The following is a 24772-nucleotide window of genomic DNA, read 5'->3' on the forward strand; positions in this document are numbered from 1 at the left end:
ACCATGTCCACCGACACCCACGCCTGGCTGCAAACCCTCACCCCAGCCGACCTCGACCGCGACGCGGAAGCGATCTTCACCCGGCTGCGCCGCGAACAACCCGTGGCATGGACGCCGGCGCTGGGCGCCTGGATCGCCACCACATGGCGGCACTGCATGCAGATCGCCGAGGACGCCGCCAATTTCCACGGCGGTACCAGCCCCGCCCACGACCGACTGTTCGGCTGCCCCAACGTCCTCGGCGCCGAAGGCCACACCCATCAACGGTTGCGGTCGGTGATCGACCCGCCCCTGCGTCCGCGCGCCTTCCGCGCCATACTCGACAGCGCTGTTCGCGCTGCCGCGCGCACCGAACTGAGCACCCTCGCCGGACGCGACCATGCCGAGTTGATGGCAGACTATTTCGAACCGGTCAGCGTCCGCTGCGTCGCCGACCGATTCGGATTCGCCGACGTCCCCACCGCCCGGTTGCGAGACTGGTTCCACGACCTGTCCTACAGCGCCGCCCACGGCGTCGCCGACCCGGACGCCTTCGCTCCCGGTGATGCCGCGAAGACCGAGATCTCCGCAGTGGTTGCCGCCATGGTGGACAGGCTGTCGGCCGCACCCGACGACTCAGCGATTTCCCATTGGCTGCACGACGGCATGCCCGCAGGTCACACCCGCGACATCGACAGTCTCTTCCCGTCACTGCTGATCATCTTGCTTGGCGGCCTACAAGAACCCGGCCACGCCTGCGGCTCTACCTTCCTCGGCCTCACCACCAGACCCGACCAGCTGCACCGCGTCGCAACCCAGCCTTCTCTGTTGCCGAAAGCCATCGCCGAAGGGCTGCGGTGGATGTCACCGCTGTTTACCGGCGCCGCCCGAGTCGCGGTAACCGACATCGAGATTGCCGGTGCCCGCATCCGACGCGGCGACACCGTGTGGCTGTCCTACGGCTCGGCCAATCGAGACGAAAGCGAGTTCGACCAACCCGATCGCTACGACCTCGACCGAGCTACCCACCCACACCTGGCATTCGGCACCGGCCACCACGCTTGCGCCGGCAGTGCCTTCGCCCCACAGATCGCCCGCATCGCCCTCGAGGAATTGTTCATGGCATACCCCGGCCTCACCGTCGACCCCGAGCAGACCGTCGAAGTCCGCGGATGGATGTTCCGCGGCGCCCAGCAGCTTCCTGTCCGCCTGCCTCGCGAAACCTAGGAAACACCTGTGCACAGCACCATGCAGAACATCGGACTCCAGATCCGGCGACTCCTTGACCACGGCGCAACCGTCCACAGCACCAGCCAGGTCATCACCGCAGACCCAACCCCAGACCAGCCGCACCGCGCCGGCTTCGCTGACATCGCCTCCAATGCAGCACGGCTGGCAGGTGCCCTGCGCGCACTCGGAGTTCGCTACGGCGACCGCATCGCCACCTTCATGTGGAACAATCAGCAGCACGTCGAGGCGTACTTCGCTGTCCCGGCGATGGGCGCGATCCTGCACCCACTCAACATCCGCCTCACCTCCGATCAGATCAGCTACATCGTCGACCATGCCAAAGACAAGGTCGTCATCGTCGACCACACGCTCATCGACGCCTTCTCGAGGATCCTGCCCCAGCTGACCAGCGTCGAACACGTCATCGTCAACGGGACCACCGACACCACACGCCTGCACATCCCCGGCGTGCTCGTCCACACCTACGCCACACTCCTGGAAAGCCAACCGGAAACTATCGACTGGCCCGACATCGACGAAAACTCCGCTGCCGCGATGTGCTACACCTCCGGTACCACCGGGAATCCCAAAGGCGTCGTCTACAGCCATCGCTCGATCTACCTGCATGCTTTGGCCAGTTCCCTACCCGACGCGTTCGATCTGTCCGCCCGCGACACCGTCCTGGCGGTGGTGCCTCAGTTTCATGTCCTGGCCTGGGGCCTGCCCTACAGCGCCTTCCTTACCGGCGCCTCGCTGGCCTTGCCCGACCGGTATCTCAGCCCGGAGCCGCTGACCCGTTTCATCACCGCCGCCGACACGAGCAAAGGCGCGGCCGTGCCGACCGTATGGACCGGGTTGCTGCGCCACCTCGACCAGCGCCCGTCCCGGGAGCCGTTGCCGTTGCTGGAAGCCATCGTCGGTGGATCGGCCATGCCCGCCTCCTTGCTCGAGGCGTTCGCCCAGCGCCACAACATCACCATGGTCCATGCCTGGGGAATGACCGAAATGTCGCCACTGGGCACCGTGTCCCGGCCGCCGGCGCACGCTGCCGCCGACCAAGCCACTCGCTATCAGCTCACCCAGGGCAGACTGCTGGGACCCGTGGAAGCCAAACTCCTCGACGACTCGGGCCGCGAACTGCCCTGGGACGGTACAACCGTCGGTGAGCTCTTGGTGAGGGGGCCGTGGATCACCGCCTCCTATTACGGCGACAGTGAACCCGATCCGGATAAATTCCTGGACGGCTGGCTACGCACCGGCGATGTCGGCCGACTCAGCAGCAACGGATATCTCACAATCACCGATCGCACCAAAGACATCATCAAATCCGGCGGCGAATGGATCTACTCGGTCGAACTGGAAGGTCTGCTCATCGGCCACCCCGCCGTCGCGGAGGCAGCCGTGATCGGAGTCCCCGACGACAAGTGGGGCGAACGACCGCTTGCTGCAGTGGTCCTCGCCGACGGGCACACCGCCACCGCCGCCGAACTGCGCAACTACCTCTCCACCCACGTTGCACGCTGGCAGCTGCCCGATAAATGGTCGTTCATCAGAGAAGTGCCGAAAACCTCTGTCGGCAAATTCGACAAAAAGGCCCTACGCAGCCAACACGCAGCCGGCCGCCTCAGCGTCGAACACTTGTACTCGACACACAATTGACACCGTAGAGCCCGCCGCGTTGCGCCCTGCAAGTCCTCCGGCCTACGGCATCTGCAAGCACGCGAACAGAAGGTTTCACATGGTCACCCCCGACACCCCGAACGGCCTTTTCATCGGCGGACACTGGACCATTGGCTCCGGCCGCCTGTTCAGCGTCGACAATCCCGCCGACGGGCAGGTCATCGCCACTGTCGCCGACGGCGATGCGACCGACGCCGCACACGCGGTGCAAGCGGCCGCCTCAGCGGCAACCGGATGGGCCCGAACGTCGCCGCGCCGGCGGTCGGAAATTTTGTACACCGCCTTTGAAATCATGCTTCGAAGCCGTCGGGAACTGGCAGAACTCATCGTCGCCGAAAACGGAAAATGCGGCGCTGACGCCGGCGCAGAGGTAACCTATGCCGCGGAATATTTGCGATGGTTCGCCGAAGAAGCCGTCCGAAACGACGGCACCTACACCCACGCCCCGGCTGGCGGTACCCGCTCCATCGTCCGCCGTCAACCGATCGGCATCGCCGCCCTGGTCACACCATGGAACTTTCCCGCTGCAATGGTTACCCGCAAAGTCGGGCCCGCTCTGGCCGCCGGCTGCACCGTCGTCCTCAAACCAGCAGCCGAGACGCCACTGACAGCCCTGAGTCTGGCGAAGATCCTGTCTGAAGCGGGGTTGCCCGACGGTGTCGTCAACGTCGTGCCGTCCACTGATCCCGCCGTAGTTGTCAGCACATGGCTGCATGATCCCCGCGTCCGGAAAATCTCGTTCACGGGCTCCACCCCTGTCGGTCGGCTGCTGCTACACCAAGCCGCCGACCGTGTCGTTAATTCCTCCATGGAACTCGGCGGCAACGCACCGTTCATCGTCACCCGTGACGCAGACCTCGACCAGGCCGTCGCCGGTGCCATGATCGCGAAATTCCGCAACAGCGGCCAAGCCTGCACTGCGGCTAATCGGTTCTATATCCACCAGGACGTCGCAGCAGAATTCACCACACGCTTCGCCGACCGCGTCTGCGGGCTGCGCGTCGGCCCCGCCTGCGACCCAGACAACCAAATCGGGCCTCTCATCAACGCCGAAGCCGTCAGCACCATCACCAACCTCGTTGACAAAGCAGTTCAACATGGTGCCCGCATCGCGGCGCGCGCAACCTGCCCCGCAAATAGCACCGGATACTTTTACCCGCCCACCGTGCTCATCGACGTCTCCGCCGACGCCGACATTCTCGGCCAGGAAATCTTCGGTCCCGTCGCGCCCATCGTCACCTGGAACGATGAGCGGACCCTCCTCGACCACGTCAACAACACCGAAACCGGGCTGGCTGCCTACATCTACGCAGGCGATCTCCAACACGCTCTACGACTCGGCGAATCTGTCCAAGCCGGCATGATCGGCGTCAACCGCAGCCTCATCTCTGACCCCGCTGCCCCCTTCGGCGGCATCAAACAAAGCGGACTAGGCAGAGAAGGCGGACACGAAGGCCTCCACGACTACACCGAAATCCAATACCTCAGCGTCGACTGGCCGTGACCACCAAGGGCGCAGCAGCCGACCGCCGGCCCATGGCCCTCGGAACGTTCGAAACCGACCTCGCCGAGTACGTCGTCAATCGATCGACCGATGCGCCGATATTTCAGCGACCTGCCGCCGCTGACCACGAAGTCGATGTCAGCGACCTGCGTAGGCTTCAACAGAGGAGAAATACCGATCCATGAACGACAATCCCACCACGGGCACCGCCCGGTTCACTGGAACGATGTTCGAGCGCGGCGACGAGGGTTACGAGAACGCTCGCGTCGGAAGGGTGTTCCACAGCCGCTACCCTCACCGATTTCCACCGGCTGTCCTGATAGCCGAGACCGAGAACGACATCGTTGAGGGCGTCCGGCTGGCCAAGGAGCGCGGTTGGAAGGTCGGCATGAGGTCTGGCGGCCACAGCTTTCCGGTGTGGGGCGTGCGCGACGACGCACTGCTGATCGACCTCGGAGGTTATAAGGAGATCTCTTTCGATGAGGACACCGGCATTGCCAGCGTTACACCGTCGGTCCAGGGCGGCAGCGAGCTGGGTGTCTACCTCGAGCAGTTCAGACGCTTCTTTCCCGGCGGGCCGTGTCCGACCGTCGGCATCGGCGGGTTCCTACTCCAAGGGGGCATGGGGTGGAATCATCGGGGCTGGGGCTGGGCATCAGAGCAGGTCGTGGCGATCGACGTCGTGACTGCCGATGGCAACCTTGTTCGAGCAGACGCGCATCAGAACTCTGACCTATTCTGGGCGTCTCGCGGGGCGGGGCCCGGTTTCTGCGGGGCCATCACCCGATTCCACCTCCAGACCAGACCGCTGCCCAAGGCTCTCACCGGGACGATGCAGGTCTATCCCGTTGAGCGCTACGCCGAAATTCTCGAGTGGCTCGGCGACGCCCAGAAGGACATCGCACCCAGCGTCCACCTTGTCGCAGTCGCGATGAACCCACAGTTCGATATCCCCGGCCACGAGGGCGGCTACGTCTTCGCAGTATGGGGACTCGCCTTCTGCGACACCAAGGAAGAGGCCGAAGCAGCGCTCGCTCCTTTGGCCAGCGCACCGTACCTCGAGCACGCGCTGATGGTGAACAACGCGCAGCCCACGACAATGAAGCGCGAGTACGAGTTCGTCGACGTCACACATCCCAAGGGCCTCCGATACCGAGTCGAGTCGGCATGGCTGGAAGGACCGTACGACGAAATCGCGGCGGCAGCACGCACGCTGGTCATGGATCGGCCCAGCAGCGAGCCGGGACATACCTTCTTCCAGTTCACCCTCCCGCACGACGGTCCCGACCAGGCGATGTCGATGCTGACAGATGTGATGGTCGGCGCCTACATCATCTATGGCGACGAGGCGGCCGATGAGACCTACCGTCAGTGGTCGCTCGGTGCCATGAAGCCCTTGGAGCCCTTCACAAAGGGGCAGTACTGGGGCGACTCCGACCAGGAGCATCGCAGGGTCAAATGCCTGACAGATGACGCTTGGGAGCGCCTGAAGGCGATCCGCGCCGAGCGCGATCCGGCCGGGGTCTTCGTCGACTACCTGGCCGGTGTCGGCGGCTATCAGAACGTCAACGAGTGGGAAACGGCCTGAGCTCGCAGCTCCTGCCAGCGCCGTAGGTCACGACAACCTTCGTGAAAGGCAAATGAATGGATCTTCGAAACAAGACAGCGGTCGTCATCGGGGGAGGAGCCGGCATCGGCAAAGCCGGTGTCCTGGCGCTCGCCCGTGCCGGCTGTGACGTCGTCGTCGCAGATATCGACGAGGCGGCAGCCGAGGCGGTCGCGTCCGAGGTCGAACTCCTCGGTCGGCGCTCCCTCGCCGTCGCCTGCGACACCACCCGAAGGGAGGATCTCGCTGACCTGCACCGTCGGACATCCGAGAAGATGGGCCAGGCGGACATCGTGTGGAGTCACGCGGGCACGTCGGTGGCCGGTCCGCTGGAGCAGATCCCGCTCGACCGGTGGGAGCACGTGCTGGATGTCAACGCCATCGGCGTTGTCCGCACCTTTCTCGAGTTCGGTCCCGAGATGCTCGCGCGCGGCGACGGGCACATCATCATCACAGCTTCGAGCCTCGGACTGTTCCCGGAGCAAGTGCCTATAGGCGGGGCCTACACGTTGTCGAAGTCCGGTCTCATCGGACTCGCCCGCACACTGAATGCCTATCTGCGACCGCAAGGTGTCGGCGTCACTCTGCTCTGCCCCGATATCACCAACACCCGGCATACGCTCGAAGTCCCCTTGGTCGGTATCCCGACCGAGGTCTTCGAGGCAGAACTTGACGTGGACGCTATGCAGAGCCCAGACGAGGTCGCGGACGCCATGCTCGCCGGCTTGCGTGATGACACCTTCATGGTCTCGCTCACCCCGGGCGTCCGACAGAGGCTGCATGATGACATCGACCGGATGTTCGGCTCCGGGCCGGTGCCCGGCGATGAAGTCATCGTGCAGAGCGGGCGCCTCGTGATCGACGAGGAGTTGCATGACCGCGCCCGCGCCGTCATCGCGGAACTCGTTGCGAAGTCGGTCCACGACGCGGGCAATATCTCGTTCGCCGTCAGTGCTGACCTGTCCGAGCGAGGTGTCTTCCACATTTACGAGGAGTGGGCGTCGAAATCGGCCCTTGATCGACACGCGGAGTCGGAGCACGGCCGGGCATTCGTCAAGCAGCTCCCCTCGCTGGGTGTGAGGAAGCTGTCGCTTCGAATCCACCGGGTAGTGTCAAGCCAGGATGTCGCTCTCCCAGCCTGACGGCCCTGTCCGCCGCGACTGCATCCCAGTGGCGTCAGCTCACTAGGCTGGCTGGGTGGAATTCACAACGGATTTCGAGCGCGGTGGGTGGCTGCTGGCGCGTGTCGGCGAACGCGGGGTCGGAAGTGTCGCTGGTACCGGTTTCGAGGCTTATGCGCGGATCCTGCACCCGGTCGAGGCGACCCGCCGCGACGTCACGGTCACCGACGAGTGGGGCAATCCCGAGATCGTGGAGGAGGCGATGTGGCCGTGGGCCGAGGTCGCCGCGCGCAACGGCAGAGTGATGCATCCGCTGGTGCAGTGGCGCAACCTCACCGACGATGAGGACGAGGCGGCGATGTCGTTCGACGACGGCTGGGAAGTCGGCCAGACTGTCGAGGGGTGGTTCGACCCGAGCCTGCTGGCCGCGCTCACTGTCCACCTGCGCGTAGCCAGCGAGGCACCGGAAGAGGTGGCGGCTGGAGTTTGGAATGGATTCGGCGAGCTGAACACATCCTCGGGTGCGGTGTTCGTCGCGTCTACCGACGGCGATCCGCAGAATCTCGAGCGCGAGCGAGTTCGAATCGACGCCGAGCTGGCTGCCTCTGTCGCGCCGCAGGTCAGACGGGCGGTCGAGGCAGGGCCTTTCCTGCAGTGGCCGGGACGCGACTTCATGCTGTTCGACACCAGTCTCTCCGAACTCGCCGACCCCGGCTGGGTGCATGCGGCGGGCCTGGGATGGACGACCGACTTCCCCGGAGTGACGCCCCAGCTGCTCTGGCCCGCCGACCACGCATGGGTCGTGGCCAGCGAGATCGACTTCGATTCCACGATCGTCGCCGGCTCACGGGCTCTGATCGACGCGGTTGTGGCCGACGAACGTTTCGAGGCTTTCGAGATCGCCGAGGAATCGGATCTGAGCTGGGACGGCGACACAATCAACCCCGCGCCGAAGGACTGAGATGTCGGCGAGAGCTCGACCGGGCGTGCGGCCGCCGACGCCGTCGAAGAACACGTCGACGGCGTCGGCGGCCAGCTCGGTCAATCGCAGATCTGATGTCGTCGCGCTTGTAATCGATGGCCGCGCCCATGCCGGGCCACGAGCGGGCGCACCGCTTCCGGGACCGCGGGCTGCTCGGCGAGTGCTCCTTCGGTTGCCAAGCGCACAGACCGTCTCAGCTTTCCGAATCGGACTGCCTCCCTCATGGCAGTGCGATCTGGTCGCGGTACACACCTGGTCGGAGTTCTTCCGGCTTCCGGAACAGCTCACCGGGAATCCGTGCACCAGCCGGCCGTGAGGTCCATCTCTACCGCTTCCTCCGACTCGTTTCCGAGCGCTACAGCCAGGGCACCCCGGCCCGCAGCAACACATTGGCGTACGGCCGGGCCTCGCCGGTGCGCACCACGAACCGGCAGGCTCCGATGCGCTGTTTGAAGTCGTCGTGGTCGATCAACTCGGCGTTGAGGTCGCTGAGCAGGGCAGCGGCCTCCGGATTAGCGTCCGCGACGTCGCGGCTGCCCCAGGCGGCTTCGACAGTTACCTCTCCCAGGATCAGCTCGAGGATCGGCTCGAACCGGGGAAGTCCGTAAGTGATGCCCAGGTCTATGACCGGCACGCCGGCGGGTGCCGGCAGACCGGAGTCACTGACGGCGAAGAGGTCGGTATGGCGCAGCGCCGTGAGTGCGGCGAGCAATTCGGCGTGAATGAGTCCGCTGGTGCGCAAAGTTCGATTCCTTGTCGAAGAGGGTCAGACGAGGGGCCGGGCTACGGGGATGGCCGCGAGCGCCGTGACGATCTGGTCCCCGGTGGGGTAGGAGGCGTGGGTTCCCGGTGTCTGGACGGCGAGTGCACCGGCCGCGGTGGCGTACGCCACGGCGCCACCGAGCGGCATTCCATCGGCGAGTGCGACGGCCAGCGCGCCGACGAAGGCATCACCCGCACCGGTGGAATCCACCGCATTCACCTGTGGCGCAGCCTGATATCCCCCGGAAACCAGCACCGGCGCATCGCAGCGGTGCGCCCACACCGCCCCGGCGGCCCCCAATGTGGCGACGACGGACTCCACCCCCCGCAGGCACAGCGTACGGGCCACGTGGAATGCCTGCTCGGGTGTCCGCGCGGTGGTTCCCGTCAGCGCCGACAGCTCGGATTCGTTGACGATCAGCGGATGGCAGCGGCGCAGCAGCTCATCCGGCAGCGCCGTCGCCGGAGCGGCATTCAGGACGAACCGCCGCGCCCGCCGCGCGGCCCATTCGACCACGTTGGGTGGCACTTCCAACTGCGCGACGACGACTTCGGCCGACCGCAGCAAGTCGGCCTCGGCCCTGGTATCGAGTTCGGATTCGGATTCCCAGCCGAAGTTTGCACCGGGATCGACCACGATCTGGTTCTCGCCGTCGGCGACGGTGATATAGGCGGTTCCGGTCCGCGCGTCCTGCACCTCGCGCAGTGCAGTGAGCTCGACACCGAACTCGCGCAACGCTTTCCGAAGTCCGGGATCGGCATCACGGCCGATTCTGGCAATGAATTCGACCCGGCCGCCCGCTCGAGCCGCCGCTACGGCCTGGTTGGAACCCTTGCCGCCCAAGTTGGTTCGCGAGCGCAGTGCCAGCACGGTTTCGCCGGGCCGCGGCAGCTGTTGCACCTCACAGACGATGTCCTGGTTGACCGAGCCGAGGACGACAACCGTCACGACTCGGCTCCGTCCGGGGTGATCTCCAGATTGCCGGGTGCGGCACCGGTGATCAAAGCGACCAGCCGGTCGCCGTCCACTTCGGCGATCCGATGTGCCGCAACGGATCTGCCGCGTCGCAGGACCACGACGTTGTCGCAGATCCGCATGACCTGTGCCAGATCGTGGCTGATGATCAATACGGTGATCCCCCGCTCGCGCAGGCCGCGCACCAACTTCTCCACCGCGGCGGTCTCCCGTACGCCCAGCGCGGCGGTCGGCTCGTCCATGATCACCATGGATTTGCCCCAGGCCACCGCACGGGCGATGGCGATGCTCTGGCGTTGTCCACCGCTCATCCGGCGCACGGTGGTGCGCACCGAGGGCACATCGACATCCAGATCGCGCAGGATCTCACCGCTGCGGACGATCATCGTCCGTCGGTTGACGATGCCGAGCGGGTATACCAGCTCGCGGTTGAGAAAGAGGTTCTGCCATACGGCCAGATCGTCGATGAGTGCGAGATCCTGATACACGGTCTCGATGCCCATCTTGCGGGCATCCTCCGGTGAGCGCAGGCGCACCGGTTCGCCCTTGAACAGGATCTGCCCGGTATCCGGTGTCTGCACGCCGGTCAGGCAGCGCACCAATGTCGACTTGCCCGCGCCGTTATCGCCGACCAGTGCGGTGACCTCACCCTCCGGGATCGTCAGCGAGACCCCGGCCAGCGCACGCACCGAGTCGAAGGACTTGGTGAGCACGCGCGCCTCCAGCAATGGAATCGTCATGTTCTTGGTCTACTTTCGGAAGCGGGCGATCCCGGCGGCCAGCAGCAGCACCGCGCCGACGGCGACGGGCTGGTAGTACTGCGAGATGCCGAGAATGGTGAACCCGTTGATCAGCGAGGTGAACAGCACCGCACCGCAGACGGTGCCCAGCACCGACGCCTTCCCGCCGGACAGTGACGAACCGCCGAGCACCACCGCGGCGATCGAGCTCAGCAGGTAGGTGGTCTGGAGCGACGGATCCGCACCGCCGTTGCGGGCAACCAGCATGACACCGGCTATGCCGCAAAGTAATCCGGACATGGCGTAGGCGAACAGCCGGATCCGGTTCACCGAAATGCCGGTGTCGCGCGCGGCCTCCAGTCGTCCGCCGGTGGCGAGCAAGTGGGTGCCGATGCGGGTGCGGAAGACGATGCCCGCCACGACCAGTGCGGCGACCAGCGCCAGCAGCCAGAACCAGCGCACCGGTCCGATGCCGTCGAGTGCGAGCCGTTGCAGGAAGGGGGAACTCACAGCCTGGGTATTGCCGTGCGTGAGCAGCAGGGTGATGCCGTTGAGCACGCTCAGCATGCCGAGTGTGACTACGAAATCGGTCATATGCAGTCGGCCGACCAGCACGCCGTTGACGATGCCGACCACCAGTCCGGCGAGGATCGCCGTCCCGATGGCGACCGCCATCGGGTAGCCGTGGCTGGCCAGATACCCCAGAACGGCTGCCGCCCATGGCAGATTGGCGCCGACCGACAGATCGATGCCGCCGACGGTGATCGCGAACTGCTGACCGAGCGCGAGCACAGTGAGGATGGTCGAGGCGACGAGCAGATCGCCGATATTGTCCGCCGTCAGGAAGTTCGGGGTGGCGATGAAGAACGCCAACCACAGCACGACCAGGGCTAGCGGTGCTGCGAATTCGGCGATCTTGGCGAGGATCTCCGTGTGCCCCTCACGCGCGCGGAGTTCTTCGGTTGCCTCTGCGGTCACTTGTTCAACAGCCCTTCCACCGGGTTGTCGAAGGCGACGATCGGACGCGGGAACGCCGCGATCTGCTGGTCGACATTGTCCTTGCCGATGAAGGCGATGGGGGAGACCACGCGCTCGGGCAGCTTCTTGCCCTGGTGTTCGGCTAGGCAGCTCTGCACCGCGAGTTGTCCTTCGGCATACGGGTATTGGGTCACCGTGCCGGTCAGCGTGCCCGCCTTGACGGCGTCGAGGGCGGCTTGGATGCCGTCGACGGAGATCACCTTGATCTGGCCGGTCCGGCCCGCGTTCTTGATGGCCTGTGCCGCGCCGAGGCCCATCGTGTCATTGGCTGCGAAGACACCCGTGATATCCGGATGCGCCTTCAGAATCGCCTCGGTGACCTGCAGGCCCTTGTCCTGTTCGTAGTCGGCGGGCGCCTTCTGCACGATCTCCAGCTTGCCCGCGACGGCATCGGTGAAGCCCCGGTCGCGGTTGATGCCGTTCTGCTCGCCCGCGATGCCCTGCAGGATGGCGACCTTGCCGGTGCCGCCGAGTGCCTCGAGCATCTTCTGCCCGGCGATGCGGCCCGCATCGAGATTGTCCGAGCCGATGAAGCTCGCATACGACACCCCGGCCTGCGCGGAGGCCTTCGCATCGATCTGGGTGTCGAGATCGAGGATAGGAATGTTCTTGCGCGCCAACGGCGTCAGCGGGGTGATCACATTCGTGGCATTGACCGGCACCACGCCGAAGCAATCGTAGCCCTGCGCGGCCAGGGTGGAGATCTGGGCGTTCTCACCGTCGGCGTCGGTCTCGGACTGTCCGGCCTGCACCGTGACTTTCACCCCGAGCCTCTGTCCCTCCGCGAGGGCACCGTCACGCAATGCCGCCCAATAGGGGTTGGTGAAGTTCCGGGTGACGATCGCGATCTTGAAATCGCCATCGCTCCCGTCCTGCCCACCGCGACCGCAGGCAGCGGCGGCAAGCGCGCCGATGAGGACAAGCGGCGCCATTGCACGCCTGAATCGAGCATTCATCGTCAGTTCGACCTATCCATCTCAGGTATCAACTCGTGTTGATCAACGCGAGTTGATGAGTAGTGTGTGACCCGAGTCACCGGCTGTCAAGTCACTTGCGCGGAGTGCTTGGATGGACGGTCGGAGCAAGGAGAGATTTCCGATGGCAGTTACACGAGCCGACGTGGCACGGCTGGCCGGTACGTCACCGGCGCTGGTGAGCTATGTGCTCAACGGCGGACCGCGGCAGGTCGCGCCCGCGACCAAGGCCCGGATCGAGGCGGCCATTGCCGAACTCGGCTACCGGCCCAATATGTCCGCGCGCAGCCTGCGCATGAACCGCGGACATGCGCTGGGCATGGTAATTCCGGACGGCGCAAACCCGTTCTTCGCCGAACTGTCCGCGGTGATCGAGGCGGCTGCCTTCGCGCGGGGGTATCCGCTGTTCGTTGGCAATGCCGCCGGTGACGAAGATCGCGAACGCGCCTATGTGCGCACCTTCATCGACCGCAGAGTCGAAGGGCTGCTTGCGATTTCGTCGTCGTGGAAGACCGGCATCGCCGACGCCTGTGCGGAGGCGGGCATGGTTTTGGTGGCACTGGACCGCGTCATCGACCCGGCGCGTTGCGCGCACGTCATGTGCGATTCGGTCGCAGGCGCAGAACAAGCCGTCGCCCATCTCATCGGACACGGCCACCGCGAAATCGCTTGCCTGAGCGGCCCGCACGTGTCCACTGCCGAGGACCGCGTGCAGGGCTATCGAAATGCTCTGGCGGCCGCAGGACTTGCCGAAGGACGTATCGTTCGCACGGATTTCGGCGGTGCTGCGGGCTACCGCGCACTGGCCGACCTTATGGCCGATTCACGCCGCCCCACGGCGGTTTTCGTGACCAGCGACCTGCAGGCAATGGGTATGCTCCGCGCCGCCTACGATGCCGGGCTGCGAGTCCCCGACGACCTCGCGGTGGTCGCCTTCGACGGAATCGAATACTCCCGCTACACCCGCCCGGGCCTGACCACGATGGCCCAGCCCACCCGTCTCATGGGCGAGACCGCGATTGATCTGCTGTTACGACAGCTCGAAGAACACATGCCCCGCCCCGGAGTGGTAAATCTCGAAGCAGTACTTCACACCCGGGGTTCATGCGGTTGTCCCGACGAATTCTGAGGGCTACTGGTCGACGGTGAGATCCTCGGCTTCCAAGGATCGCGGCGGGAACCGTCGGGGTTAGGCCCAATACCTGTTCGCGCGGCTGGGGCGTGTGACTGGCCGGTAGGGCTTGGTAGTGCCGAGGCACTGCTGGACCCCCGAAACTTTTGCCTACGACATGAGCCGGTAGTCCGCGATCTCGACTCGGCGGGTGCGTCGGTCGTATTCACTGACCAGTCCGGGCCAGTTCGCCGTGATCCGACCGGTTTCGGAGCGATACCAGCTCGCACAGGAAGCCCATACCGTCGAGGCGAGCCTGCGCTGCACCTCGGCGTCATAGCGTTGCTCGATGTCGGCGCGAACGTCGAGCGCGGTTCCCGGACGAGCGTCGAGATGCTCGATGAGCTGGCGGATGTAGCGCGCTTGGCGTTCGAGCATGTAGATGATCGACCCGGAGCCGAGATTGGTGTTCGGGCCGTACATGATGAACAGATTCGGAAAACCGGGAACCGCAATGCCCAGGTAGGCCCGCGCGCCCGCGGCCCAGACATCGTGCAGGTCGCGACCGTTGTGATCTCGGATCTTCATCGGCGCCAATAGTTCCTGCGCCAGGAAACCTGTCCCGTAGATAATGGCGTCGACCTCGTGCTCGACACCGTCGGCAGTCCGGATTCCCCGGGGGGTGAGCTCGGTGACTGCCGCGGTCACCACGTGCACATTGGTTTCGGTGAGCGCGGCATAGAAGTTGTTGCCGAATAGCACACACTTGCCTCCGATCGGATAGTCCGGGGTCAGCGCCGCCCGCAGTTCCTCGTCCGGAATTTGTATGCGCAGATTCCATTTCGCGATCCAGCCGACAAAGCGGGCGATGCTTCGAGCCCGCACAAGGCCCAAGGCGCCGAGTTCCCCACCCGACCAGCACAGTAGCCGCTCCACGCTTTGCAGCAATGGCCTCCGCCGAACAGTTGAACGGTGCAGACGACCGTACGCGGCGTCCGGCTTCGGCAAGATGTAAGGAGCCGATCGCTGAAAGACCGTCAGATCGGCCACCACCGGCTGGATGCGCGGCACGAACTGGACGGCGCTCGCGCCGGTTCCGATGACCGCCACCCTCTTGCCGGCGAGTTCGTAGTCGTGATTCCACTCCGCGGAATGGAAGCTGACGCCCGCAAACGACTCCCGGCCCGAGATTGCCGGAATTGCCGGTCGGGACAGCTGGCCGGTGGCGGGCACGAACACATCGGCATCCAAAATCTCGCCGGTGTTCGTCTCGATTCGCCACCGTCGCGTTGTCGCATCGAACTCCGCGCCGGTTACCTCTGTGTCGAACCGGATGTGCGGGCGCAGACCGTAGTCGTCCATCAGCCAGTTCAGGTAATCTTTGATATCCCGCTGCTCCGAATACCGTCTCGGCCAACGTGGATTCGGAGCGAATGAGAACGAGTAGTACGGCGACGGAACGTCGCATGCCGCACCAGGATAGGTGTTCTCCCGCCAGACGCCCCCCGCCTCGGATGCCTTCTCCAGGATGACGAAATCATGGTGACCGGAGCGCACGAGCTCCAACGCCATCGCCAACCCACCGAAACCGGCACCGACGATGACCACAGCCACAGACCCAGCCTAGCGCCGTATCCTCGAGTACTGCAGCCCAATGCGCGACGTCGTGGATGCGCACTTGGCGCCGCGAAGTCCCAGTCGATGAATGCCACAGCGCAGAGTGTGTTGTCGGTGCATTGAGCGTGTTCAGGGTGCGGGTTCGCTCGGTCGCCATCCGGCCCGGGCGACAGTGAGGATGCGCAGTGCGGCCCGCAGTTGGCCGCGGCGCCGATCGCACAGGTCGTCGAGGTCGGTGGCGAGGGTGGACCGTGCCACGGTGCGGAGCTCGAGCGTGTTTACGCGCTGGACAAAGAGGCGATGGAGCATGTCTTCGTGCCGAAGCATGAACTGGATGGACTGGTGAAGTCGCCGGGTGGCGAAGAAGCGACGATGACGAAGATCATCGAGAGCGTTCACGGCGTTCCGGGCGGTGTGTATAACGGCTCGAATCCGTTGGTGCGCACAATCAATGGCCAAACCGTCCATATTCGCGGCGCAATGATCGACGGTGTCTTCAAAATCGGCACCGCATACATTCCATGATGTAGCGCGAGAACCGAGGAGATTGATGAGTAGTACACCGATTCCGCCGCGAGCGTTGAACGACCTCGAAATCAGCGTCGTCACCAAGCTGCTGTCGGCGGGCGCCCCCGCCGCCTCCGAGTATCTGGCGCAAATGCCGTATGCGCAGGTCGTCGCAACCTGGGGTGTCGGTTCACCCAGTGTCGATCTGGCGGTGCGGCCCGGTGCGATGCAAGCATCCGGTTCGCCGGGCGGAATCTTCGCCAGCGGAGCGGTCGCCGACCGCAACGGAGCTCCGATCGGCGAGGTCATGCTATGGGTCGAGAACGGCTGGCTCAGTGGAATCGAGTACGCCTGGTATACGAACGAACGCCCACCCGCACTGCCCGAGCCCGGTCATATCGAGCTTCTGTAGCGCAAGATAATGATTGGGCCGTAGGACCTCACGCGCCGCGGCCATCCAGTGCCGATTGTCCTCGACGTAGGGCATCGCTTGTTTCACCCGTCCGTTACCCGGCGTGCACCAGTTCCTGCACGCGTCATCTCCGCCATCGGCAACATCGGCAACTGTAGGTGTGGCGCCCGGCTCGCCGCGCAAAGCGGCGGCCTACGCCGAGGAGCATCGGGCGCATGTTCCCAGCGCTCGGACATTCCGCGCCGACGCGGCGTGCTGGGGGCCGCCGGTATCGGCGCGACGATGATCCTCACCGCCGATCTCAGGCACGCGCCGGAGGAACCGCGCTCGCCCACCCGGCGCGCAGTGCCGAATTCGGGCGAGGTGTCATACGCAGACCGCGACGAATGCACCGGATGCCAAGTGTAGACCTACACTGTTGACATAACGCTCCGGGCGGCGTCTACTGAGGGGAGCAACCGATCCGGGCCAAAGCTTCGAGGATCGCCATGATCATCACTGTCAAACCGGCCGAGTCGAGTGCATCTGCAAGTCGGCTCGAGCGTCACCGCTCGACGTCCGGCGGGCGCCCGTGGCGAACGCGACGCCGACGCTACGACCGCGGACTGGTCGGTTCAGCCCGCGGCGGGCCGCAGCCCTTCGACTGCACCTTCGCTCGACCCGGACACCCCGGCATCGCCGCCGGTGCGTCCGGCAAACGCCGCCGGGCAGCGGCCGAAAAATGGCCCACGTTCCGCGGCAGGACCCCTGTTCGATGACAGGTCGCCCGTCTCGGGCCGTTCGTGGGGACCGACGCCGGTAACCGCGAGCCATCTCACTGCAGACAAGGACGCCGCGATGAGTATCAGAGCAAGATTCGCCCACCGAACCCGAGCCGCCTTCAAGCACTGACCCCACCCCATCCTTCCGCACCGAATCAGGTACCGCTCATGATCATTCTCGGAATCGTCCTCCTCGTCGTCGGATTCCTCCTCGGCATCCCGTGGCTCGTCACCGCTGGAGTCATCGTCGCGCTCATCGGCGTGGTGCTGATGATCGCGGGCATGGCCGGCCATGCCGTCGGCGGCCGACGGCACTACTACTGACCGATCCCGCGCAGCCGGGCCGAGTTCCGGCTGCGCCGCGATTCGCCTACGCGGCATGCGAATGCAGGGAGAACACGATGCGACACTCCACTACTCACAACACGATCGAGACAACGACGATCCGCGACAAACGAACTCGATGCCGCGGTCAGGCAAGCTCTGTGCCTGACCCGCCGGAATTCGGTGGAGGTGCATGATGCGTCGTTTAGTGCCGTTGCTTCTGCTCATCTGGTTGATCATCGGTGTCATCGCCGCCGGTCAACGCGGATACTTCACCGAGCGCGACCAGAACTGCGCCAGCGCGGCAACCATCGCGGTCACCGTCATCGCGGGCCCGCTGAACTATGCAGGCGTCAATCCCAAGGTGAACGATTGCGATCTGCCCCAACCCAGCCCGTAACACGACACCGCGACGGATCTCCCGGCCCCACCGGTGCCGGCATCCCTGTACTCGTGCCAGGCCGAGGCGATTCCGGCCTGGCGCCACGTCGCGACTTCGCGACCTTCATCAACCTCAGGTCGCCGCTGCACACCCCGTTCACCAACGCGGTTGTCCGGGTGCCCAACCTCCGCCGATTCAGCTGGATCCGAGGTAGACCGATGACCGATAAGTCGACACGGACTCTCCCTGCGAGGACGCCACACACCCGCCGCGGCACCGACAACTACGACCATCTCGAACCACTGTTCGCCCAGCTCGCCGAACTGGACGTGGACGACCCGCGCCGAGTTACTTTGCGGGAGAAGCTGATCGGGCGATGCCTGCCACTGGCCGAACACATCGCCCGCAAGTACGCAGGCCGCGGCGAGAACTTCGATGATCTCCTGCAGACCGCCCGACTGGGCATGGTGACCGCCGTCGACCGGTTCGACCCCGATTACGGGACAACGTTCCTGTCTTTCGCGGTACCGACCATCATGGGCGAGATCCGCCGCCATTTCCGTGACTTCACCTGGGCACTGCGAGTACCACGGCAAGTCAAGGAAATTCAGCAAAGCCTCGGCCCGACGATCGAAATGCTGTCGCAACGACTGGGTCGCATGCCCAAAGCCGGCGAGATCGCCGAGCAGCTCGGCGTCGGCGTCGGCGATGTCACACAGGCAATGATCGCCCACAACGGCTACCAGACCTCTTCGATCAACGCGACCGCCGACTATGACAACGAGAACGCGCCGCTGTCGTTGCTCGACATTCTCGGCGCCGAGGAACCGGACTACTGCACCATCGAGGACTGCCTGACGGTGAAACCTCTCATCGCCGCGTTGCCCGAGCGTGAACGCGAAGTGCTGTTCATGCGCTTCTTCGAATTCCAACCCCAAACCCAGATCGCCGAGCATTTCGGCGTCTCCCAGATGCACGTCTCACGCATCCTGGCCAAGACGCTGAACTCGTTGCACGAGACGGCATTACGCGACTGAGCAGCCTGCTCGAAAACTTTGGAAGCCCTGAGAACCCGGCCGATCAGGCCGGGGGAGCGCACGCATCCAGCCTGTTCGACCAGCAAATCGGATCGTCCAGCGGTCGAATCGTTCGAAGCGCTGTTCTGGGCCCGCCATGGACGGCGAATACTCGTCCGAGGCCGACAACGATGCGCCAGAGGGCGTCGAGGACGGATTGTCGTCAGAGACGAGGCTCGCCCGGTATCAGTGGGGTGAAGCTCCGCCGGAACCACCTGAACGGTTATCGAAGAGTGTCCGTTGTGTGGCTGTGCCGCGCTGTCGGCGCAGCCCCGCCTTTACCGGCCGGAGGTCGAATGCGGGGCAGGTTCCGTCTAAGCGTCCATCGGTCATTTTTCCAGTTCAGGGCTAGTGCATCGGCGTTAGGGTAGAGGGGGGAGAGTGCGAGGAGTCGAAAGATGAGCACCACCATTGTGATCGTGATCGTCGTCGCGGTTGTTGTCATTTTGCTTTTGGCCGGTGTATGGGTGTTGATGCGCAAACGGCGCGAACACCAGCGGGTCGAAGCCGAAGGCATTCGTAGCCGCGCGGCGGAACAAGAACTCGAGGTCGGTCAGCGGGAGGCGCGGGCGAAGGAGACTGCCGCCAAGAGCCGGGCGGCAAAAGCCGAAGCCGAGGCCAAGGCGGCGCAGGCCGAGCAGCTTGCTCAGCAGGCGCACGTGCATCGCGGTGCGGCGGCGGAATCGCGAACCGAGCTGGACAAGGAGTGGGAGCGCGCGGATAAGGTCGATCCGGACTCGAAGGCAGGTGAGACGCCACGCGGGGCTGATCCTGAACGGCCGTCGCCGCCAAGAACCGGTGGCGTTGCGTGAACTCCACACCCCTGGACGCGCTCGTACGCGACAATGCCCTCGTCCGTTTCGAATAATCTCTGGGCCGCCGATGGAACAAGTCATCGACGTAGTAGGCCCCGGCCGTCGGAACGCGCCTGATAGGCGTGGGTGGAAGCGGCGTGAAGAGCTTCCAGGACAGTCCATGGTCACGGGCGACGACTTCGTTCTTCCTCGGATCTCCTACCCGACCGCTGCGCGAACCGGTCGCCCATCTCAGGGTCTAGATACATTGTATGTCTACGATGTAGACTTACAACGGTAACAGATCAGAGTTCCGACCGAGAGGAGGCGTCGAGTCGATGAGCCGTGTCAAGGCCGGACCAAGCGGTTCCGCGGACGCCTCAGCGGACCGCGCCGCCCGAGAGGACCACGCGGCAAGCCCGCTGACCCGGTCCGCGATGTTGGCGGCCGCCCTCGAGATCATCGATCGCGATAGTGTCGAACATCTGTCGATGCGGCGCCTCGGCCGGGCGCTCGACCGCGACCCGATGGTGCTCTACCGGCACGCGGCCAACAAAGCCGCACTTCTCGACGGAGTCGCCGAAATCGTGCTCGAACAACTCACCGTCGACCCCACCGACCCGGACTGGCGCCGTCAACTGCGCATCATCGCCCGCGACTTCCGCCGACTGGCAGTAGCCCACCCGAACGTGGTTCCCCTGCTGGTCACCCATCCGCTGTCCACCCCGCTCGGACTGCGGCCGCTCGGCACCCTGCGGCCGCTGGAACGCACCCTCGACCTGCTCACCCGGGCCGACTTCAGCAGTGCCGACGCCCTGCACATCTACCGCGCGCTGTTCGGATTCCTCTATGGTCACGTCCTCAACGGGCTCCAGGAAGTCATCGAACGCCCCGAAGAGACCGACGACGTGCTGCGTCTCGGCTTGTACCGCCTACCTGTCGACGAATTTCCCTTGCTTCGCGGCCTCGCCTCGGATCTGGCTGCCTACGAAGGCGGAGTCGAACTCGAACGCGGCCTCGACATTTTGATCAGCGGTCTCACCGAGACGATGACACCAGCCGCCACGCGGCCGAGATAGGAACGCCGCAACTGACCCCAACCACCCAGGGGCGGCCGGTGCCGTCCACCACTCGCCCGCGGCTCGAGTTCGACGCAGCGGGCACCGGCGGGGTGTGGCGGCCGCGCGGCAACGAGCAAACTCGCCAACGGTGGGCGTCAGGTTCGGCTCGACGGCTACCGGCACAAGCCCGCGCACACCGTCGATGTCCTCGGGGTCAGCGGTGACAAACGCACTCTGCGAGTGCACTTTCCGTTCGCCGACAACGGCGAAATGCCGCGCAGCACTGTTGGGATTCCGAAGGCGGCTCCCTCGACGCGGACTGAGCGCCACACCATCACTCTGATCCGGGCAGCCTGGCGGTGAGACCGGTGAGCAGGATGTCCAGGCCGCGTTCGAGTTCGGCTTCGCCGTCGTAGGCGGCCAGGACGGGCGCGAGTTCGCGCAGCAGTGGGAATTCCGCTATCGGTAGGCGATGCAGACCGAGCCGCAGTACATCGTCGGTCTCCTCGGGACGCTCCACGATCTCCTGCAACTCGTTGAGAACGTGCCCGTACAGGAAGCCGAACACCGCACGGTAGACGTGCAGCGCGTCGGCGCCGGAGAACCCGGCACGGGTGAGCAGCTGGAGGATGTCTTCCAAGGGGCGGATCACCGCAGGCGGCCGCAGCCCCAACGGTGTGGCCAACGGCCTGGTTACCAGCAACGGCACCACCCGTGGATGCGCCAGCGCCAGTCGCCGGAAATCCCGGGCGAGGGCGCGCAGTTGTGTCGCCCAGTCCGGGGCGGCGGGATCGACCGACAGCTGCGCCAGCACCAGTTCGGTCACACCGTCGAGCACAGCCGCCTTGTTCGGCACATGCCGGTAGATCACCATCGGATCCCGCCCTACCGCCTCGGCCAACCGCCGCATCGACAGCGCATCGACACCGTCCCGATCGATGATCTCGAGCGCCGCGGTCAGCACGGTCGTCCTGGTGATCGCACCGTTGCCCCGGCCGGTGGCGGCGCGGTCGGGCCGTCGGTTCCCAGAGCGAGAGCTCGGGCGATCGATCGGAACTTCGGCCATCTCGGATGCCTCCCTCGTCATCAGAATCTCCGATGGTGTAACTAGTGTAGACCTACATCGTTGACATCTCGTAGTTCAGGGCACGTGGGGTCCAGTTGAACGAAAACTGGTGTTAGCGGCGCGCGTGACGGAAATGCCCTGCTACGTCGGTTGATTCGTGTGGTTCTGTGGAGGGGGCGTCCACTTCTGCGGAAACTGGCGCTAAGCAATTACCGCACATAGTGACTCACTATGTGCGGTAACGTTGGAGGTGTACTGGCGAGATGTACCACCGACGCGGCGGCGACTCGGGAAACTATCTGCGATAGTGGTAGAAGGGTGCGTGATGGGGCAGGTGCGCAGGCTTCCCCGGCGGGCCGGTGGTGTCCGGCTGCGGGACGCGGTGGACATCTTCACCGCGACGATCACGGTCGAGAACACGCGATCGACCTATGCGGTGGCGCTGGAAAAGCTGGTGGCCGATTTCGGGGCCGACACCGATGTCGCGTTGCTGGGCGAGGAGCCGGATCGGGTGAGTGGCTGGTTCACCTTCGTGTGGGGCGGCAAGGCGGCCAAGACCTTCAACATCCGGCTGACCGCGCTGGGTTCGGCGTGCGAGTACTGGCGCGCCCAGGGGTGGCTCGCGGGGGATCCGCTGGTTCGGTTGCGGGCGCGGCCCGCGCCGCCGGACACCAGCAAGGCCCTGTCCAGGGGCAGGGTCATCGAGATCTTGGGATCGGATGCGCCGCTGCGGGAGCGGGTGCTGTGGCACATGCTGTATGAATCCTCCGCGCGCGCCGAGGAAGTGCTGAATCTGAACGTCCCGGATCTGGATACCGTGAACCGGTGCGCGGTGGTGACCCGCAAGGGCGGGGCGCGGGAGGTGATCGCGTGGCAGACCGGCACTGCCCGGCTGCTGCCGCGCATGCTCGCGGGCCGCCGCACCGGCCCGCTGTTCTTGACCGATCGCCGTGCCCGCCCCACGGTGGCCAGCAATGACATCGACCCGGAAACCGGGCGGGCCCGGCTGTCCTACCGGCGTGCGGCCGAACTGTTCGAAACCCACACCACGCACTACGACGACGGCCCTTACGTCCTGCACCAGCTGCGACATTCCCGGTTGACCCACGCCGCCGAGGACGGTGCGTCCACACCGGTGTTGATGAAGTTGTCCGGGCATACCTCGGTCCGCAGCCTCGCCAAATACGCTCGGGTGTCCGACGAGGGGCTGCGCCGGTACCAGGCCGACAGCGACCCGGCCGCACGCCGGCGACCGGGTCGCTGAGCTCTGGGCTACGGCCCGTAAGGCGCTCCGGTTTGGTCAGCGCGCCATGCGGCAGGCTGGGCACGTCGACTTCCGAACTGGCGTGGGGGGCGGCCGGTTCGGAGGTGCGGGGTCCTGCCCGGTTGGCGGGTTGGTCAGGCCGAGCGGCGGTAGTAGGTGATGGAGACGGTGACCGGGCCGTCGTCGGAGGCGGTGGTGAGCGTGTGGATGATGGCGATGTCGAGGCCGCCGTGGGAGCGGACGCAGAAGCTGCGCTCGGCGCCCACAGTGGTGAAGGGCAGGGTGGTGGTGGGCTGGGTGTCGATGCCCTCGAGACAGTCGCGGAGGGTGAGGGTGCCGGTCGGTGCGATGTAGGCGTCGCTGTCCTCGGGGATGTAGAACTCCCCGGCCTCGCGGCCCAGGTACCAGCTAGAGGTGTTCTGGGTCACTTTCCCGGCTTTGAGGTCTAACTCGTAGTCGCTGTCGGGGGAGGTGAGTTCGAGGTTGGTGTAGGCGGCGGTGTATTCGGGGACCGTGGCCGGCTGCGGGGACGTGGAGGGGGAGGGCGGGTTGGCACCGACGGACGGGGTGGTGCCAGCGGACGGGGGGAGGCTGGCGGTGGCGGAGGTGTTCTGGTCGTCGGGGTCGTCGAAGTAACAGGAATCGAGCAGGACGAAGGTCGTGGCGGCACCGACGAGGAGGGCGAGTGTTGTCAGCAGCGCGGTGCGGGCGCGTCGGCGTGGGGCGGGCGCGGTTGTGTGTCCGGTGGGGGCTGGTGGTAGCAGGGTGGGTTGCGGGGCGGGCAGGAGGTGTGCGGTGGGGGTGTGGGCCGCTGTCCGCGGGTTGAGGACGGTGGGGAGCGGGACAGGTGTGGTGGGCAGGTCGGTGTGGCGGTGGATGTCGTTGTTGACCTGTTGGGGCAGCCAGCCGTCGGAGAAGCGGAGTTCGCCCCCGGTGGCCGGGTGGCGGCGGGCGGCCTCGATCAGCCAGGCGGTGCCGGGCCGGTCGTCGGGGTTTTTGGCCAGACAGAGCCGGACCAGCTCGTGCAGGCCGTGCGGAAGGCGGGACAGGTCGGGCTCGTCGTGGATCGCCCGGTAGAGGGAGGCGGGCTCGGGTCCGTCGCCGAACGGGGGCGTGCCCGAGCCGGTGTAGGCGATGAGAGCGCCCAGGGCGAAGACGTCGGTGGCCGGGGTGGCGGGCAGGCCGCTCACCTGTTCGGGGGCCATGAAGCCCGGTGATCCGACCAGCAGGCCGGTGCCTGTGAGGGGGCTGGCGTCGGCGGCGCGGGCGATGCCGAAGTCGATGACGCGTGGGCCGTCGGCGGCGATGAGGACGTTGCCGGGCTTGAGGTCGCGGTGCACGACGCCCGCGGTGTGGATCGCGTGCAGGGCCTCGGCGATGCCGGCGCACAGCAGCAGGACGGTCCGTTCGGGCAGCGGGCCGTAGCGGTGGACGACCTGATGCAGAGAGGGACCGGGCACGAAGGTGGTGGCCAGCCAGGGGGCGGCGGCGTCGGTGCCAGCGTCGACGACCTGGGCGGTGTACAGCCCGTGGATACGCCGGGCGCTGGCGACTTCCTGGGCGAAGCGGTGCCGGAACTCGTTGTGCTCGGCGAGCTCGGGCCGGACCACCTTGAGCGCGACCGGGCGCCCGCCGCGGGTGTAGGCCAGGTAGACCCGCCCCATGCCGCCCGCGCCCAGCCGCGCGCACAGGCGGTAGCCGCCGATCTCGCGAGGGTCGTCCGGGGACAACGCCTGGAAGGCCGACGGCGATGAGGCGAGGAAGGGCGATGCGGTCATGCTGACTTTCTGCGGGTTGAGCGGTAG

General features: G+C 65.6%; 24 protein-coding genes. 16 read left to right on the forward strand and 8 right to left on the reverse strand.

Annotated elements, in window-relative coordinates:
* The first annotated feature begins 3 nt into the window (after positions 1–3).
* From NA8_RS23400 to NA8_RS23425, 7 genes are all read left to right on the forward strand, one after another.
* A complete protein-coding gene (locus NA8_RS23400) occupies positions 4–1206 on the forward strand; it encodes a cytochrome P450 (protein ID WP_063052500.1) in 1203 nt (400 codons plus the stop codon).
* 9 nt (positions 1207–1215) lie between these two features.
* The gene (locus NA8_RS23405; protein WP_063052501.1) at positions 1216–2868 is read left to right on the forward strand and encodes a long-chain fatty acid--CoA ligase; all 1653 of its coding nucleotides are present in this window, start codon (positions 1216–1218) and stop codon (positions 2866–2868) included.
* 79 nt (positions 2869–2947) lie between these two features.
* Positions 2948–4393, forward strand: coding sequence for an NAD-dependent succinate-semialdehyde dehydrogenase (locus NA8_RS23410; protein ID WP_063052502.1), 1446 nt, complete (start codon positions 2948–2950; stop codon positions 4391–4393).
* On the forward strand, positions 4390–4578 hold the full coding sequence (locus tag NA8_RS33985) for a hypothetical protein (RefSeq protein WP_157106873.1): 189 nt from the start codon (positions 4390–4392) through the stop codon (positions 4576–4578). Before NA8_RS23410 ends, NA8_RS33985 begins: the two co-directional genes overlap by 4 nt.
* Positions 4575–5981: an FAD-binding oxidoreductase gene (locus tag NA8_RS23415; protein ID WP_063052503.1), complete on the forward strand. Its 1407-nt coding sequence runs from the start codon at positions 4575–4577 to the stop codon at positions 5979–5981. The genes NA8_RS33985 and NA8_RS23415 overlap by 4 nt, the downstream gene beginning before the upstream one ends.
* Positions 5982–6037: 56 nt before the next feature.
* Positions 6038–7141, forward strand: coding sequence for an SDR family NAD(P)-dependent oxidoreductase (locus NA8_RS23420; protein WP_063052504.1), 1104 nt, complete (start codon positions 6038–6040; stop codon positions 7139–7141).
* Between the two features lie 55 nt (positions 7142–7196).
* Positions 7197–8081 (forward strand): hypothetical protein, encoded by an 885-nt coding sequence (locus NA8_RS23425; protein WP_063052505.1) that lies wholly within the window; start codon positions 7197–7199, stop codon positions 8079–8081.
* Positions 8082–8457: 376 nt separating this feature from the next.
* Here NA8_RS23425 and rbsD read toward each other — a convergent pair whose 3' ends face one another.
* From rbsD to NA8_RS23450, 5 genes are read right to left on the reverse strand one after another with little or no spacing between them, the layout of a single operon-like run.
* Entirely contained in the window at positions 8458–8844 is a 387-nt protein-coding gene (rbsD, locus tag NA8_RS23430) for a D-ribose pyranase (RefSeq protein ID WP_063052506.1), read from the reverse strand.
* 24 nt (positions 8845–8868) lie between these two features.
* Positions 8869–9813 carry a ribokinase gene (locus NA8_RS23435; RefSeq protein ID WP_063052507.1) on the reverse strand — a complete coding sequence of 315 codons (945 nt, stop codon included), beginning with the start codon at positions 9811–9813 and terminating at the stop codon, positions 8869–8871.
* A complete protein-coding gene (locus tag NA8_RS23440; protein ID WP_063052508.1) occupies positions 9810–10580 on the reverse strand; it encodes an ATP-binding cassette domain-containing protein in 771 nt (256 codons plus the stop codon). Before NA8_RS23440 ends, NA8_RS23435 begins: the two co-directional genes overlap by 4 nt.
* 9 nt (positions 10581–10589) lie before the next feature.
* On the reverse strand, positions 10590–11558 hold the full coding sequence (locus tag NA8_RS23445) for an ABC transporter permease (RefSeq protein WP_245663961.1): 969 nt from the start codon (positions 11556–11558) through the stop codon (positions 10590–10592).
* The gene (locus tag NA8_RS23450; protein WP_245663962.1) at positions 11555–12550 is read right to left on the reverse strand and encodes a sugar ABC transporter substrate-binding protein; all 996 of its coding nucleotides are present in this window, start codon (positions 12548–12550) and stop codon (positions 11555–11557) included. Before NA8_RS23450 ends, NA8_RS23445 begins: the two co-directional genes overlap by 4 nt.
* A gap of 187 nt (positions 12551–12737) precedes the next feature.
* On the opposite strand from NA8_RS23450, the gene NA8_RS23455 reads away from it, so the two are divergent.
* Positions 12738–13721, forward strand: coding sequence for a LacI family DNA-binding transcriptional regulator (locus tag NA8_RS23455; RefSeq protein WP_245663963.1), 984 nt, complete (start codon positions 12738–12740; stop codon positions 13719–13721).
* Between the two features lie 153 nt (positions 13722–13874).
* Here NA8_RS23455 and NA8_RS23460 read toward each other — a convergent pair whose 3' ends face one another.
* Complete coding sequence (locus NA8_RS23460) at positions 13875–15317, reverse strand: flavin-containing monooxygenase (protein WP_063052511.1); 1443 nt, start codon at positions 15315–15317, stop codon at positions 13875–13877.
* Between the two features lie 201 nt (positions 15318–15518).
* Between NA8_RS23460 and NA8_RS23465 the strand changes: the two genes are divergently transcribed.
* From NA8_RS23465 to NA8_RS23490, 7 genes are all read left to right on the forward strand, one after another.
* Positions 15519–15845, forward strand: coding sequence for a hypothetical protein (locus tag NA8_RS23465; RefSeq protein WP_063052512.1), 327 nt, complete (start codon positions 15519–15521; stop codon positions 15843–15845).
* A 25-nt stretch (positions 15846–15870) separates the two neighbouring features.
* Positions 15871–16239 (forward strand): hypothetical protein, encoded by a 369-nt coding sequence (locus tag NA8_RS23470; protein WP_063052513.1) that lies wholly within the window; start codon positions 15871–15873, stop codon positions 16237–16239.
* 929 nt (positions 16240–17168) lie between these two features.
* Positions 17169–17324 carry a DUF6131 family protein gene (locus NA8_RS34455; RefSeq protein WP_169810549.1) on the forward strand — a complete coding sequence of 52 codons (156 nt, stop codon included), beginning with the start codon at positions 17169–17171 and terminating at the stop codon, positions 17322–17324.
* A gap of 196 nt (positions 17325–17520) precedes the next feature.
* Positions 17521–17724, forward strand: a complete 204-nt coding sequence (locus NA8_RS23475) for a hypothetical protein (protein WP_063052552.1) — start codon at positions 17521–17523, stop codon at positions 17722–17724.
* Positions 17725–17924: 200 nt separating this feature from the next.
* Complete coding sequence (locus tag NA8_RS23480) at positions 17925–18743, forward strand: RNA polymerase sigma factor SigF (RefSeq protein WP_063052553.1); 819 nt, start codon at positions 17925–17927, stop codon at positions 18741–18743.
* A gap of 437 nt (positions 18744–19180) precedes the next feature.
* On the forward strand, positions 19181–19594 hold the full coding sequence (locus NA8_RS23485) for a hypothetical protein (protein ID WP_063052514.1): 414 nt from the start codon (positions 19181–19183) through the stop codon (positions 19592–19594).
* A 320-nt stretch (positions 19595–19914) separates the two neighbouring features.
* Complete coding sequence (locus NA8_RS23490) at positions 19915–20655, forward strand: TetR/AcrR family transcriptional regulator C-terminal domain-containing protein (protein WP_084467035.1); 741 nt, start codon at positions 19915–19917, stop codon at positions 20653–20655.
* A gap of 316 nt (positions 20656–20971) precedes the next feature.
* Here the strand turns inward: NA8_RS23490 and NA8_RS23495 are convergent, their stop codons facing one another.
* Complete coding sequence (locus NA8_RS23495; RefSeq protein ID WP_245663964.1) at positions 20972–21724, reverse strand: TetR/AcrR family transcriptional regulator C-terminal domain-containing protein; 753 nt, start codon at positions 21722–21724, stop codon at positions 20972–20974.
* A gap of 304 nt (positions 21725–22028) precedes the next feature.
* Between NA8_RS23495 and NA8_RS23500 the strand changes: the two genes are divergently transcribed.
* The gene (locus NA8_RS23500) at positions 22029–22967 is read left to right on the forward strand and encodes a tyrosine-type recombinase/integrase (RefSeq protein ID WP_063052516.1); all 939 of its coding nucleotides are present in this window, start codon (positions 22029–22031) and stop codon (positions 22965–22967) included.
* Between the two features lie 134 nt (positions 22968–23101).
* Here NA8_RS23500 and NA8_RS34740 read toward each other — a convergent pair whose 3' ends face one another.
* Entirely contained in the window at positions 23102–24745 is a 1644-nt protein-coding gene (locus tag NA8_RS34740; RefSeq protein ID WP_063052517.1) for a serine/threonine-protein kinase, read from the reverse strand.
* Positions 24746–24772: the final 27 nt, after the last annotated feature.

The organism is Nocardia arthritidis NBRC 100137 (genome assembly GCF_001612765.1).
Classification (GTDB): Bacteria; Actinomycetota; Actinomycetes; order Mycobacteriales; family Mycobacteriaceae; genus Nocardia; species Nocardia arthritidis.

Coding starts and splice junctions, on each gene's coding strand:
- NA8_RS23400 (WP_063052500.1), top strand. CDS start 4: ATGTCCACCGACACCCACGCCTGGCTGCAAACCCTCACCCCAGCCGAC.
- NA8_RS23410 (WP_063052502.1), top strand. CDS start 2,948: ATGGTCACCCCCGACACCCCGAACGGCCTTTTCATCGGCGGACACTGG.
- NA8_RS23415 (WP_063052503.1), top strand. CDS start 4,575: ATGAACGACAATCCCACCACGGGCACCGCCCGGTTCACTGGAACGATG.
- NA8_RS23420 (WP_063052504.1), top strand. CDS start 6,038: ATGGATCTTCGAAACAAGACAGCGGTCGTCATCGGGGGAGGAGCCGGC.
- NA8_RS23440 (WP_063052508.1), bottom strand. CDS start 10,580: ATGACGATTCCATTGCTGGAGGCGCGCGTGCTCACCAAGTCCTTCGAC.
- NA8_RS23450 (WP_245663962.1), bottom strand. CDS start 12,550: ATGGCGCCGCTTGTCCTCATCGGCGCGCTTGCCGCCGCTGCCTGCGGT.
- NA8_RS23470 (WP_063052513.1), top strand. CDS start 15,871: ATGAGTAGTACACCGATTCCGCCGCGAGCGTTGAACGACCTCGAAATC.
- NA8_RS34455 (WP_169810549.1), top strand. CDS start 17,169: ATGATCATTCTCGGAATCGTCCTCCTCGTCGTCGGATTCCTCCTCGGC.
- NA8_RS23475 (WP_063052552.1), top strand. CDS start 17,521: ATGCGTCGTTTAGTGCCGTTGCTTCTGCTCATCTGGTTGATCATCGGT.
- NA8_RS23480 (WP_063052553.1), top strand. CDS start 17,925: ATGACCGATAAGTCGACACGGACTCTCCCTGCGAGGACGCCACACACC.
- NA8_RS23485 (WP_063052514.1), top strand. CDS start 19,181: ATGAGCACCACCATTGTGATCGTGATCGTCGTCGCGGTTGTTGTCATT.
- NA8_RS23490 (WP_084467035.1), top strand. CDS start 19,915: ATGAGCCGTGTCAAGGCCGGACCAAGCGGTTCCGCGGACGCCTCAGCG.
- NA8_RS23495 (WP_245663964.1), bottom strand. CDS start 21,724: ATGACGAGGGAGGCATCCGAGATGGCCGAAGTTCCGATCGATCGCCCG.
- NA8_RS23500 (WP_063052516.1), top strand. CDS start 22,029: ATGGGGCAGGTGCGCAGGCTTCCCCGGCGGGCCGGTGGTGTCCGGCTG.
- NA8_RS34740 (WP_063052517.1), bottom strand. CDS start 24,745: ATGACCGCATCGCCCTTCCTCGCCTCATCGCCGTCGGCCTTCCAGGCG.